We start from the raw sequence: 13,380 nt of genomic DNA, 5'->3' as shown, positions 1-13,380 counted from the left end.
TGCGTGACTGGCCTTTTTTCATCTCCAGGAGAACCATCATGTTGAAAGGCTTAGCACTGACTCCGCCCGTCCTCGGACGCATCTCCATCGGCAAAGTCGTTGAAAGAAACGGTAAACGCCTGCCCGAGAAAGATGATCAGTTCACCATCACATCCCAGATACAAAGCAGAGATGGCTGGCTGCTACATCCACTCAACGACGAACTGCGCCAGAGTAAGGAAGACAAACTGCGCAGCATTCCTATACGCCTATTGTTCAACGAACCGGAACTGAATTTCCGGGCCGACTACACCCTGTTCGACCGACAGTCTGGCAGGCCGTTGTGTATCGGCAACGGTGAGAACTGCAAGCGGGTTACGCAGGACGGTATGCAGTCGTTGCCATGTCCTTCACCGGATGCTTGTCCATTGGCTAAAGGCGGCGCATGTAAGCCCTATGGCCGACTGAATGTGCTGATTGGGGATGATGATCCGCTAGGCAGCTTCGTGTTTCGTACCACCGGTTTCAACAGCATCCGCACCCTAGCGGCTCGCCTGCAGTACTTCAAAGCTATTTCCGGTAATCGATTGGCCTGCCTGCAGCTGGAGTTGCGTCTACGGGGCAAGTCAACGCGGCAAAGCCATGGAGCGCCGATCTTCTACGTCGATCTCACAGTGCGCAGCGGTATGGACATGGCCGAGGCACTGCAATCTGCGAATGAGCTGGATGCGCAACGACAGGCGGCTGGCTTTGATCAGACAGCCCTAGATGAAGCCGCGCAACGTGGCTTTGGCAATGGTGCCTTTGAGGACAACGAAGAAGACGCCGGTGCAGTGATTGAAGAGTTTTACCCCACCGAAGAAATTCCATGCTCAACCCCAAGTATTTCCCCGCGCTCTACGAAAGCCAGCCTATTCGAGAAGCTGGACACGCAAGCCAAGCGCCACATCCCATCGACAGATAACCATCAAGGAACCCCACATGCGCCTACACAAGCTGAAGGCCAGTGAATCTACTGGTACCTACCAAATCGAGTCACCAGTCAGTGAAACCGACATTCTGCTAATGGCCCGACAATTGGCTAACCTACGTCTGCGCCGAGGACGGGTATTAACTTCGCCGAAGGACGTGTTCAGCCACCTGCAAGCGCTGCTGGGCGATTACGAGCATGAGGTATTCGCCTTGCTCCTACTTGATAACCGGCACCGAGTAATCGTCTTTCACGAACTTTTCAGGGGGACGTTGGACGGTGCCAACGTTTATCCCCGCGAGGTCGTCAAGACCGCCCTAGAGCACAACGCTGCAGCAACTGTATTGGTACACAACCACCCTTCCGGTGATCCAGAACCTAGCCAAGCAGACCTCACCCTGACCCACAAACTACAGGAGGCCTTGAACCTGGTTGGGGTGCGAACGCTGGATCATATCGTGGTAGGTCATGAGGGCTGCGTATCGCTGGCGGAGCAGGGCTATCTATAAGGAGAACACGACGATGAAGCTACTACGCATGTTTGCGGCCGTGCTCATGTTCACCGGCATTCTTGCAGGCTGCTTGGCCATCCTACTGCTGGTGTTTCTGATGGTGCGGTTTCCGCCACTGCTGATCGCCGTACTGCTGGCGTGTTGGATGTTCTGCCGTCTCTTGAAGGCATTGGCACCCAAATCAGCAACGGCAGACGCCGCCACGGCAGCACCGAAATAACCCTACTTGTGAGCCTCAGGCATGCACTAGCGCCTCAACTCAATAGGAAACATAACGATGAACAGACAGTGTCTGATCTGCGACTCCAGCGCCGTGCTGACGCGTGGCCGCCGAAGGGTTGACCGTGCTGATCGGGTAGCTCAACGGCGCAATCGAGGGCGCTCAACGTCCGCATGAAAGGATCGGCCAATCCGCTCTTCTCAGCGGGCTAACCGCCGTTGTGCCTGCTTACCCAGCGGCCAGAAAAGAGGCCGATGAGGTTGTGCGGTTCCACTTCGCCGACTTTGACTCTCTATGCCTCCGCTGTGGCGCGTTATTCAACGAGGCAGCCGAAATCAAGGAGCGGTTTAACCCCGGCTGAGGCGCGCCACCAACCTCTCCACAAACTCCAGCACTAGCGTACGGTCATCTGAGTCCAGTACGGATAACAGCCCCTGCAGTCGACGCGCCTGATCCTCCTGACGCGTGCTGCCCTCAGTCAGCAAGTCGGCAGTCTCGCAACCGAAGACCGTCGCCAGCTCAATTAAGCGTTCGATGTTAGGCATCACGACGCCACGCTCAATACGGGATACGGCCTCGCTTCCAATCCCTAGCTTTTCCGCAACCTGCTCCTGACTCAACTTACAGCGAATGCGCTGACGCGCAATGGCTTGGCCAACAAGCTCCGCCAGCTGCTTCGATTTGGTTCTTGACATGCCACCCTCCAATTCAACCCGGATAGTTGGCTATCAACCTGTTGACATGAAGGACTTACCAAACCGAGACTCACCCTAAAAGGTTGGTATTCGACCTTTTCTCAAAACCAATATCTCTTGCAGGGAGCTCGGAAAACCCATGATCGTCGTAACAGGTCTGAATGAAATGCAGATTGAAAGTCTCGTGAAAAGCAAAGCGTCCTTCGAAATCCATGGCCTCAGGGGAAATTTCATGGCAGGCATCAAACTGGTCGAAACCAAGATTGAAAGCCAGGGGCTGAAGTGTCGAGTCAAAAGCGATGTGAAAAGTGCAGTGGTACAAGGCGGCGCACTGGGTGCCGTATTCAGCATCCTGACAACACCCGCCACATTGACCATCGCGGCATTAACGGCCACAGCAGGGGTAGGGCATACGCTCGTTACCTACAACCCCGATTACGAAATCATCAAGGACTACGTCAACAAGCGGCTTAAGGTTGTTTACAAGAAGTAGCCCTCCTCATTCCCACTGCAACCAACAGCGAAGAGCCCCACTGCGCTACTGGACTCGCGTGCTTCGCCACTGGTCGTGAAACGGCCGGTTCCTCTTTCTCGCTCGCAAGAAACCATAAATAGGAGTTACCTCATGAAACGGATACTCAGCATTCTGCTGCTCGCGTTCTGCGCCAATGCCAATGCCGTCATTGACCATTACGCCTGGAACAACATAGCCTACCCGGACGAGAGGTCCACCAATGGACTCCCCGAAGCGATCCCCTGCATCAATAAGAAAGCCTTCAATGGTCAGCCGCTGATCAAGTGCACCTGGCTGGAAAACGCCCGCGAGGTGCTCATCTGGAATGCTCAGCGCCAGCAGGATGTACGCTACGTCAACCAAGTAAGCGGTACGTGCCTACGCGGCAAGTGCCGAACAAACGCCACCATCGTGGGTGACTGGAACCAGGACGTGTTCTTCACCCTGTCGATCTGGTATCGCATCGGAGTCAGCACCGACGGCAAGCCGGTGGCCTACCGTGTCGATACCTCGCATCAGGTGTCTTATGCCGAGGCGGGATCTCTCCTGCACCAGTTCTACCTGGACATTGGCGTCCCAGATAATCAACTTATACCAACGTTCGACGGGCGCTATGAAGGTGGTTATGCAGCTTGGCAGGCACAGAAGGGGCGTGCACAAGCATCGACACAGCAGTCACTTGCCACCTCGGCCCAATTAGAATGGCCGGACGTGAAAAGTGCCTGGTGCAATCCGCGTATGGATGACGATTGCTACATCAACGAGAAGAAGGTACCGATTGCTGAACTTGGTAAGTGGTTGCCGGCAGTTGCTGAATCAAACATCGACCAGATCGGCGGCTTCTGCGAGACCATCCTCTGTTTCGATAAGGACAATCAACCCGTCGGTTATCTGTTGCAGTAACGGCCACTGCGCAGAGCTACAGTTTGGTGGAAACCGCCAAAACCAACGGCCAAGAACCTTATGTCTGGCTGCGCCACACACTCAAAGCTGCCGCATGTGTAGTCGGTGGCGGACTATGAGCGCTTTTTCCTGGGACTGCTCGCCAGCAGTGCCACGGTGAACCTGATTTCTACTTTTCGGTAGGTGGGGATCAAAGACACACAAAAAAGGGTAGCCGGAGCTACCCTTTTTTTTTCGTGGTCTGTCCTACGCTTGCAGACCTAAACCCAGCTCGTTAGATAGCTCATAGCGGGTCAAAAGCTCAGTGTCCGCTTGGCGCGTGTATTTTGCGGCAAGACCTGCCAACGTAGAGTTTCCGACCACGTCCGTATGTGGCACTAATAAATAAGACCACGGCTTACCGCCAGTTTTCTTCGCATGGAACTCAGTGGCGATATGCGCCCAAAGCGCTGCCGTTTCTGCTTTACGCAATACCACCGCATCGTTAATTTCATCTGCGCGTTTGGTTTCAATAATCAAAATGCGGTCTTGCATTTCAACCACAAAATCTGGCTGGTAAGGCAAGCCATCTGAGTCATAAAGTTTGAATTGGTTGGGGCCGGGTTTCATCCACAGCTTAACGCCATTTTCTTTTTCTAAAATCTCGCTCAGTTTACGTTCCGTATCTGAGTCAAACTTAGCCAATGGATAGCAGGACTTACTGAAACCGCTAAAAATATAACGCTTGATCTCGTTAAGCTTTGGCGGTGCTTGGCGAAAGTCCAATGAATATTGGCTACCTGCATTATCGAAAGTTTGTGGACGCAAGTCTTGGAATGCCGCACTCACAGTAACGCGGTAACTTGTTTTCCCGCGCCACATATTTTTCTTCATGTCCGAAAAGATGGCATCGGCCATTTGCCGAGAGTGGCCTTGCAACACACTACGCAGTTCTTCGGGCTTATCGTATTTAGCTTGATAGTGCGCAACTACTTGGCCAGCCAGCTGGTAAAGCACTTCGGAGTGCGTGTCGTAGTCAATTTCTGGAAAATCCATGAGTTTGGCAACGATATAGTTTTCTAGGCACTCTTGCTGCTCATCATGGGCATCGCCGCTAATGGACTGCGTTTTCTCTGTTCGTAAAACTTGAATCAATAACTCGTTCGAGAGCGGTTGATGGTTCCAGTGTTTAAGATCCAACGCGAACGGTTTAAAGCCAAAAGACACATCTTGGGTCGGTGTGATGGTCAATGCCGGAATGGCAATGATTCGCTCAACGAACTGACTGCAAATCGACTTCACGATTGCTTCAATTTTCAGCGTTTCAACCGGAAATATCTCAGCTTGCGGTTTTTGCTCCGCTTGAATGGCCTGAACAATAGCGGCTTGCACTTCCGGCTTATTGATATCCGCAAGGCTTCCTACTTGTTTAGCGGTCTGCTGAACCACAATCTGAAGGGTCTTCTCAGCCACTTCCACTTCTTGCGCTGTTTGCAGAATAAAACGCGCTGGCGCCTCAGCCACACCGGCAGGGCTCGAGGGAGCAGGAATTTTGTAAGCAGTGCTTTTTTCACTACCTTCTACTTTCGGCAGCATGGACTGCACCAAGTGCTGCACCACATTTGGCGTGGTTACGGCCTCAGGTTTCGTTGAGGTCACGTCACCGTTCTCACCAATAAAAACTTGCTTAAGTTTTTTAGTAACGCCGTTTTCCGTTTTGGCCAACTCAATCAGTTCATTGAAGCGGTCGTGGGCAATCACGGTGAGCTGATCGACTTCAGCCACCCCCGTGCGTTTGCCATAAGGTAAGCGCAGACCACGCCCCAAGGTTTGCTCGGTCAGAATATCGGAAGCTGAGGCACGTAATGGAACAATAGTGAACAGGTTAGTAACGTCCCAGCCTTCTTTCAGTTTGTTAACGTGAATAACGATGTCGGTATCGCCGCTTTTTTCGATGTTCAGCAAGCGCTGCGCATTCTCGTCACTCTCTTCACCGGAAGTTTTTGAGTGGATTTCGATAACACGGCCTTTGTAACGACCACCGAAAAAACCGTCTGACTCCACAAATTGTCTTACCTCGGAGGCGTGCGTGGTGTCCTTGGTAACCACCAACATAAACGGTCGCACTATCGGCTTATCGTAGTTTTTGGCGTAGGTTTCCAACGCCACCTTGACATGCTCGTGGTAGTTAATTCCGTCCTCAAGCATGATGCGCTGGAGCGCATCGGCATCGACCGACTTCGAATTAAAGTTCGCCCGAGTACCAATGGCAGGTTCTTTCACATAACCATCCTCCATTGCATCAGGCAGGTCGTAGCGGTACACCACGTTTTTAAATGACTGGGGCTTACTACCCGTAGTTTTCGGCGTCGCCGTCACCTCAAGGCCCATAATGGGCTGCAACTCGGCAATGGCCTTGAAGCCGGCACTGCCGCGATAACGGTGCGCTTCATCCATCAGCAGTACCAGGTCATCAAGCTCAGATAGGTACGAGAAATAGCTGTCGCCAATGTACTCCTGCAGGCGCTTGATGCGAGGGGCAGCCCCGCCTCGTACCTCGGAGTTGATCTTCGAAATGTTGAAGATATTGATGATCACACTTTCGCGGCCAAATAGATCCGCGCCGCGTACACCGCGACCTTCCTCATAGTTTTCAGCGTTAACAATCAAAGGCGGGTTATGGGCAAAGGCTTCAATGCCCTTGAACACATATTTAGGACTACGCGGATCAAAATCGAACAGCAACTTCTCATAAATCGTCAGGTTTGGCGCCAGAATAAAGAAATTCTGGCTCTTACCAATCATGTGCAGGTAGCTGATGAAGGCGCCCATTAAGCGGGTCTTACCTACACCGGTGGCAACGGAGAAACAAACCGACGGGAAGTCACGTTCAAAATCTGTAAAGTCCGCATCAGTAACCTCACCGAATACCTGACGCACCTGCTCCCGAGCAGCCTCGACATCAGTGCCCTTTTTCGGATCAATAAGCCCTACGATGGTGTCGAGGCGCCGAAGAGCCTCAGCCTGAGGCTTGCGTAACGAGAGGCGCTGACTAATTTGGGCAACTACACGATCCTTGTTTAGTTCAGTCATCTCAGTTTCCCTCAGAGCCATCGAATAGGCTGGTCTGCGCTAACGATGCTTTAATTTTTCTTGATTTGTTCGGCTTGGAGTCCGCTTCTTCGGGCTCTTCGTCTTGCAGAGGCAAGGCTGCGATTTTTAAGGAGTAATCGTCTCTACCCCACTCGCAACGATCCAATACCACACGGGGGATTTTCTTGATGGTTAGGTTCGTTAAGTTATCGCCAGCGGCCTCATAGGCCATACTGCAAACCAGCAGGCTGCGCTCTTCCCCTACCTCATCAGACAGGACCTTGAGTTGGTCAAAGGTCAAACTGTTAGTCGTGACATAGATAAACGCGTTTTCTGTGGCCTTGCCGTGCATCCAGTAGTGTTCGGCGGAAGGTGCGTAGGTGTAATTAAAATGCTTGCAGATGGCCTCGGCCAGCATCTCTGGTTGGTAATCTTTGTTGATGACCAAATTGCCCCATTTGTCTTTTTGCAACAGCGAAGGTGCGAGTTTGAAGAAACGGTAGCCGCCCCCACCCTGCCAATTCGCAGACTCAGTTACACCGCCTTTATCAGAGCCGTCGATGACCTTTTGCATACGCGGCACAATATGGGTTTTGGCGTGCTCGCCCAGTTCGACCATAATCCAGCGGCGCCCCATTTTGTGGGCTACTGCACCGGTTGTGCCTGAACCTGCGAAGGAGTCGAGGACTAGGTCGCCGGGGTTTGTAGCGATGTGAATGATGCGCTGCAAAAGCCGCTCCGGCTTTGGCGTCGAAAACGCATCGGCGATTCCAAACAAGCCCTGGCTTTCGCGCTTTGCCTCGTCAGTGTGACCTGATTCCTCATGCGGCCACCAAGTCCACGGAACAATGCCTTCGATGTCGGCAAGATACTGCTTTCTTGAGGGCACCGCGTTTCCGTCCTTGCCAAAGTATATAAGTCCAGTTTCCAGCAACTCTTGATACTTTGGCTCAATAACTTTCCAGCATGATCCGGCAGGAGGAAAATGTTCCTTCCCGTTTGGTGCCGTAATTTTATACATTTGGTTGGGACGGAACCCCTGTGCAGCCAAGGATACCCCACGCCAAGCGCCTTTGGGATCGTTGTTCGGGTTTCTGTAAACTTTCAGTTGTTTTTCTTCCAAGGGAAGCTTATTTAGAGACGCCCTAATGTTTGAGGCGTTCTTCGCGTATATAAGAATGTGGTCGTGCGCGGCACCAAACACTACTCGATTTTCGCGGGAATATCGCTTCTGCCAAACCGTGTTTGCAATGAAATTAGACCTACCAAATACTTCATCGCACAAAACTCTCAAGTAATGGGCCTCATTGTCATCCACAGTGATCCAGATTGAGCCGTTTTCTGCGAGAATATTTCTTAATATCTCCAACCTGTCCCGCATCATACTAAGCCAAAGTGAATGCTCAACACCGTCGTCATAATGCTCAAACGCCGATCCAGTGTTATACGGCGGATCGATAAAGATACACTTCACCTTGCCACGCACATTGGGATCAGTTTCCAACGCTTTTAGCGCGAGCAAATTGTCCCCATGGATAAGCATATTGTCGAATTGATCACCCTCACGCCGTGCTTCTGCGTGATGGGAAAACTCGGGCTCTTCAATCAGAATGCGCGGTTCGAGGCGCGGACGCTCGTCTTTGCCAATCCAGGTCAGTTCAAGTTTTGTTTTACCGGCCATTAGATCAGGCTCCATCGAATCGTAAACAGGTGATCCACCTGTGGCGTTAAGTTAAGTTGTTCGGCAATGACATCTAACATGGCTTCGCGCTCACTATCGATCTCACGCAGGCGGGTATAGAGCTGATGTTGTAGCTCATCTACTTGGCGCTTTAGGGCTTTTGCTTCGTGCTGTAGCTCAAGCTTGGCGGCCAGATTAGTCGTCGCACGCGCCAATTTGTTCTTTTCATTGGCCTGCTTGGTCAGCTCTTTTATTTGCTGGTCGTAGGCCACACGGGCGTCATTACGCCACGCATCCAGGCGATCTTCTTCTTCGTTGAGGAAGTCACCCAAACGCTCTTGCGCATGCCCAACTAGGACCGTTTGCCGCGCCTCAGTAACGCCCGTCAATTCTTCCTCGGGCGCCTGCCCCACTGGTGCGCCAAGCTCTCGGGCAGGAATGTGCAGCAAGCGTTCGGCGGTACTCGGGTCAAGCATGCTGCCGTCATTAGTGAAGGCTGCGCAGATTAGCTCATCCCAAGTGCGAGCGGGGGTTTGTAGCGTTAGGCGTGAGAGTCGCAACCAGCCGGATTGCCCGCGCAAGCTGGCCACATCCGCCAGATTGCCAGCATAGGCGTTGTAGTCAAACGCGAGTGACGCCATGGGAGTTGATCGCGCTTTAGCCTGCGCCACTAGCTTGTCTGCCAGGCCTCCATCGCCCAAGCGGAAAAAGCGCCAGCCGTTATCCTCTGCCTCAGGCCATTCGGTAGACCAGGTGCTGCCTTGATAATCAAAGCGCTCGGCATGATCTGGATGGAAGTGGGCCTGGGGTAGTTCAGCACGAGCAAGGGTCAACAGCGCCCTGCGGAAGTCGCCTAGGGCGGCATGAACGCCCTCCTTGCGGCTCATCAAGCGTTCAATCACCTTTTCGTCCATCTCAGCCAAAATTTGGTTGCGTGCAGCCTGTTTGGCTGCATCAATCTCGACACTGAACTCTTCCTGCAGCTTATCGAAGGCCTCATTGATTTCGTCGTTCGAACGGCACGTCTGGACTATTTCCAGAATACGCCGTTCGATATCCACGCCAGACTCAATAGCACCTAATACTTCATCAGATGAGCCAAATACGCCCTCGAAGAGCTTGAACTTCTGCTCTAAGAGCTGGTGAATGCGCTCCTCTGCCTGGTTCTTGCGATTGAGGAAGTTGATCACGGTGACGTCGATCTTTTGCCCATAGCGGTGGCAACGGCCAATGCGCTGCTCAACCCGCTGGGGGTTCCAGGGCAAGTCATAGTTGATTAGCAGCGAGCAGAACTGCAGGTTGATACCCTCGGCACCGGACTCCGTGGAAATGAGGATGGAGCGGTCATGTTTGAAAGCATCGACAATGGCTGCTTTCATATCGGCAGATTTAGAGCCGGAGACGACCTCAGTGCCTTTATTTTTGGCAAGCCAGGCTTTGTAGAGGGCTGTGCTGTCTTTATCGGTGTTTGAGCCGTTGAGTACTACGGTTTGACCAGCAAAGCCGTTTTGTTCCAGCAGATCACGCAAGTAGGCTTGGGTGCGCACGGACTCGGTAAACACCACGGCCTTGTGCTGCCCGCCTTTGACTTCCTTAATCTCAGCCATAACGATTGGCAAGCACTCCAAGAGCGCTCGCCCTTTGGCGTTGTCGTTAATTGAGGTAGCGATATCCCGGTAGTGCGTCAGCTCGGCGATCTCGGCCTGAAGTTTTTTCGGGTCTATCTCATCAAGATCATCATCCGAATGGTCTTCGACAGCATCCGCTTCGGTTGCGGCGATAGAACCAGCATCACGCCAATCCTCAGCGTCCTCAGCAAAGCCATCTAGATCATCTAGGGTGTCGTCATCAACCACTAGCTTGGCTTGCAGGCGGTTGACCATCTTGTCCAAGGTTTTGGCAATGGCAAATGAGGATGAACCTAGGATCTTGCGCAGGGACAAGGTCACCAGGTGACGGCCATTTCTACCTAGAGCAAGGGTGTCTGGGTTTTGCAGGTACGCCGACACTGACTCGTACAGATCCAGCTCAAGCTTGCTGGGGGTAAAGTCAAAGGTTTTCGGCAAGCGGTTGGTGTAGTTGATCAGTCCAGCCTTTTGGACCTGACGGCGCAAGGTGCGCTTGCAGATGGGCTCCAAACGATTCTGTAGCAAGGTCATAGCGGCAAGATTGCCCTTGCCGCCGAACTCGGCCTTAAAGGCCTGCTCCGAACCAAAGTAAGCCTCATCAATGATCGTAACGAGGCCATATAGCTCCATCAGGTTGTTCTGCAACGGCGTTGCCGTCAGCAAAAGCTTCTGACAACCCTGTAAGGCATCGCGCAGGACCGCTGCTCGGGAATTGTTAGCAGCCTTAAAGACGTTACGCAGCTTGTGCGCCTCATCAAACACGACTAGATCCCAAGCAACCTTTTGCAGCTGATGGGCGATACGAGCGGCATATTCGTAAGAGACGATGATGATGCCTTCCTTACGCCCAATGGGATTGGGTTGCCCGCTGGCCGACAAGTCTTTAAGGCGCTTGGCATCAAGAATGACCGAGGGCAGTGAGAACTTTTCACGCAGCTCCGTGGCCCATTGCTTGCGAAGAGAGGCCGGCACAACCAACAGAAGGTTTCGGCGCTGCTCCCACCAACGCTGGCTGAGCACCAACGCCGCCTCGATGGTTTTGCCAAGCCCTACCTCATCAGCCAGTAGCACGCCTTTGGATAAGGGCGAACGCAAGGCAAACATAGCCGCATCGACCTGGTGCGGGTTCAGATCCACCCGCGCCGAAGACAAGGACTGGGTCAAAGACTCGTCGGCACCGATACCTTCGCGAGTCAAGAAGTGGGCGAAATACTTCGCCTGGTACGGGCTGTAAATCATCTGACAAAAAATCCTTATTGAGGTCTGCTTGCAATAGCAAATCCTGTTCGTCAAGCCTATTGTCTTAGTGATACGTGCAACTGCTCGTAATTTGAGCGCTTCAGTATGAAATGCTGACAGGTTCACTCAATTGGATGCTGGGGGCCAGAGGCGGGAATTGCAGTGCCACAGCGAACCACCACTGGATCGTCGCAGCCTACTTTTACAACGTCTGCCACCTTATCTACCGCGGGATAATGGGTAAAGGCGTATCCTGTGTTTTGCGCGTAGCGTCAGGCAGTTAGTGGGGCCCACTGGCCAGAAACGAGTATTCTGCCAACGTAGCCACAGACCAACTGCTCAGACTTGGTACGTATTCCAGAATGATAACACCCAGCCTAAGACGAGCGACGCCCGCTGGCGCTACCCCCTGCTAGCGCTAAAGCCTCGATGACGCTCGCCATAAGACTTCGTAGCAACCTTGCAGAGATAGCTGGATCGGTAGAACAGCTCTGGCAACTCATCGATCTCGCCACGGCGCATTTCGCGGTCGACTCGATAATCCGCATTCTTCGGGATGTGTACCAGCCCTCTGACCTGCTCAGTTGACAGCCCCAGCGCACCAGCCCAGGATTCCTCCATGCGGCTGATCATGTTCACCCTCTCTGAACCCAGCCGCCCTACCGTGTAATAGGCGTCCCTGTTCAAGAGGATGAGCAGGTGGTAATGCTGCTTACCTTCCTGACCGATCTCCCTCGACCAGACGTACCTGACCTTGCAGCCACGAGCGTAGCCACGTTCACCCACTCTATCCTGGTGGTACTGGATCTTCCTCGTGAAGGACTCAAAGAACTTGCTGATGACTTGGTTCGTATAGGCGTAATCGGGCAGCTCGATACCCTGGGGTAGCCTGAGATCTACCCTAAAGGCCAACACTCTCGGATACTCGGCCATAGCCAACTCGATGGTGTGCTTAAGATCAGACAGGTACTCCCGAATGAAAGGCCCCTTACTCACCATCACAGGTAGGCTTTCGAAGCTGTCGTCGTAGTGCAGATGGAGGTTGTTGTTGTCGGGATGGCGGAGAGGGTAACGCTGGGTGGTATCCGTTTTGTTGGACATGGTTATGATCTCTGAGTAGTCGAGTTTCATAAGCCATGCCAGCGGAATTTTAATTTACCGGTTTCCTTCCCTGCCTGATTCATGCCGACTGGATGCCCGGTGACGTAGCTCATCCGCGAGGAATGAGGACTGCCCTCCTGCGGCGGACTGGTCTGGTTGCTTGGCTGGGCAAAGGCTCTGGATGAGCTGAGTACTGCCCCTTCGCTTAGTGGTTCAGTGTCCGATGATGATCAATACCTTTTACGTGTATTGGATCTGGTCAGTGGTGCTTGCCACTAATGGGCTAGATGGGAACCCTAAGGGTAGTAATAACTAGTAAAAGCATACTACCCGCACCGCAACAGACAGCTCCGACTGGCTCGGGAGAATCCACCACGCTCACCAAGCTACAGCGGCAGTTTTCGCTGAGTCCGTATTCCGGACATAAACCAGACCGAAAGCCCGTGAGAACCGATGCCTAGGCAGATTCTGCCGATCAATGGAGAACAACATCGATCCGCTTTGTGAGAATCGCGAGCAGCCAGAATCAGGCAGCCGGCATATTCGCCATGACCAGCCGGAGCTGATCATGGCGCAGATGGTCAGTTCTAGCTGGCCATGCTCAGATGGCCGGTGGAGCGTACTGAAGTACCCTCGGTCAGATCGCGCTCCTCAATCCTTGCCAAGATCCAATCGTGCACCTCGCTCTCGACCCAGCCGACGCAGCGGTCGCCCAGAGATACCGGTTTCGGGAAGGTGCCTTCCGCGATGTATTTGTAGATGGTCGACCGGGCAAGACCTGTCGAGTCGATGACTTCTTTCAGACGGATGATCCTCATGAACGGGGCTCCTCGTATTCGTTCAGAGGATCTGCAGGTGAGGTAAAA

General features: G+C 53.0%; 11 protein-coding genes and 1 pseudogene. 6 read left to right on the top strand and 6 right to left on the bottom strand.

The annotated features are described in order from the left end of the window. The first annotated feature begins 38 nt into the window (after window positions 1-38). Genes ACP7CZ_RS20670 through ACP7CZ_RS20660 form a run of 3 tightly spaced genes read left to right on the top strand, consistent with a single transcriptional unit; the run spans window position 39 to window position 1,681 of the window. Window positions 39-989 carry a hydrolase or metal-binding protein gene (locus ACP7CZ_RS20670; RefSeq protein WP_294168136.1) on the top strand — a complete coding sequence of 317 codons (951 nt, stop codon included), beginning with the start codon at window positions 39-41 and terminating at the stop codon, window positions 987-989. Then, entirely contained in the window at window positions 961-1,458 is a 498-nt protein-coding gene (radC, locus tag ACP7CZ_RS20665) for a RadC family protein (protein ID WP_275968368.1), read from the top strand. Before ACP7CZ_RS20670 ends, radC begins: the two co-directional genes overlap by 29 nt. A 13-nt stretch (window positions 1,459-1,471) precedes the next feature. Then, entirely contained in the window at window positions 1,472-1,681 is a 210-nt protein-coding gene (locus ACP7CZ_RS20660) for a hypothetical protein (RefSeq protein ID WP_294168124.1), read from the top strand. Window positions 1,682-2,028: 347 nt separating this feature from the next. On the opposite strand, the gene ACP7CZ_RS20655 is transcribed toward ACP7CZ_RS20660, so the two are convergent. Beyond that, window positions 2,029-2,376: a helix-turn-helix domain-containing protein gene (locus ACP7CZ_RS20655; RefSeq protein WP_294168122.1), complete on the bottom strand. Its 348-nt coding sequence runs from the start codon at window positions 2,374-2,376 to the stop codon at window positions 2,029-2,031. Window positions 2,377-2,515: 139 nt separating this feature from the next. Between ACP7CZ_RS20655 and ACP7CZ_RS20650 the strand changes: the two genes are divergently transcribed. From ACP7CZ_RS20650 to ACP7CZ_RS20640, 3 genes and pseudogenes are all read left to right on the top strand, one after another. After that, window positions 2,516-2,869: a hypothetical protein gene (locus ACP7CZ_RS20650; RefSeq protein ID WP_294168120.1), complete on the top strand. Its 354-nt coding sequence runs from the start codon at window positions 2,516-2,518 to the stop codon at window positions 2,867-2,869. Window positions 2,870-3,001: 132 nt separating this feature from the next. Then, a complete protein-coding gene (locus tag ACP7CZ_RS20645; RefSeq protein ID WP_294168119.1) occupies window positions 3,002-3,793 on the top strand; it encodes a hypothetical protein in 792 nt (263 codons plus the stop codon). Beyond that, window positions 3,793-3,895: pseudogene (locus ACP7CZ_RS20640) on the top strand (transposase domain-containing protein); the annotation flags it as partial. The gene ACP7CZ_RS20645 and the pseudogene ACP7CZ_RS20640, both read left to right, overlap by 1 nt. Window positions 3,896-4,039: 144 nt before the next feature. On the opposite strand, the gene ACP7CZ_RS20635 reads toward ACP7CZ_RS20640, so the two are convergent. The 5 genes from ACP7CZ_RS20635 to ACP7CZ_RS20615 form a co-directional block, all read right to left on the bottom strand. Then, window positions 4,040-6,865, bottom strand: coding sequence for a DEAD/DEAH box helicase family protein (locus ACP7CZ_RS20635; protein ID WP_294168116.1), 2,826 nt, complete (start codon window positions 6,863-6,865; stop codon window positions 4,040-4,042). A gap of 1 nt (window position 6,866) precedes the next feature. After that, window positions 6,867-8,546 carry a site-specific DNA-methyltransferase gene (locus ACP7CZ_RS20630; RefSeq protein WP_426175016.1) on the bottom strand — a complete coding sequence of 560 codons (1,680 nt, stop codon included), beginning with the start codon at window positions 8,544-8,546 and terminating at the stop codon, window positions 6,867-6,869. Next, a complete protein-coding gene (locus tag ACP7CZ_RS20625) occupies window positions 8,546-11,413 on the bottom strand; it encodes an SNF2-related protein (RefSeq protein ID WP_294168107.1) in 2,868 nt (955 codons plus the stop codon). The genes ACP7CZ_RS20630 and ACP7CZ_RS20625 overlap by 1 nt, the downstream gene beginning before the upstream one ends. Window positions 11,414-11,815: 402 nt before the next feature. After that, complete coding sequence (locus tag ACP7CZ_RS20620) at window positions 11,816-12,544, bottom strand: inovirus Gp2 family protein (RefSeq protein ID WP_294168103.1); 729 nt, start codon at window positions 12,542-12,544, stop codon at window positions 11,816-11,818. Between the two features lie 557 nt (window positions 12,545-13,101). After that, a complete protein-coding gene (locus ACP7CZ_RS20615; RefSeq protein WP_021492918.1) occupies window positions 13,102-13,332 on the bottom strand; it encodes a helix-turn-helix transcriptional regulator in 231 nt (76 codons plus the stop codon). Between the last annotated feature and the right edge of the window lie 48 nt (window positions 13,333-13,380).

This window comes from Pseudomonas sp. DWP2-2, assembly GCF_049897065.1.
Taxonomy (GTDB): domain Bacteria; phylum Pseudomonadota; class Gammaproteobacteria; order Pseudomonadales; family Pseudomonadaceae; genus Aquipseudomonas; species Aquipseudomonas paracarnis.
This window is presented reverse-complemented; position numbering and strand designations above follow the sequence as displayed.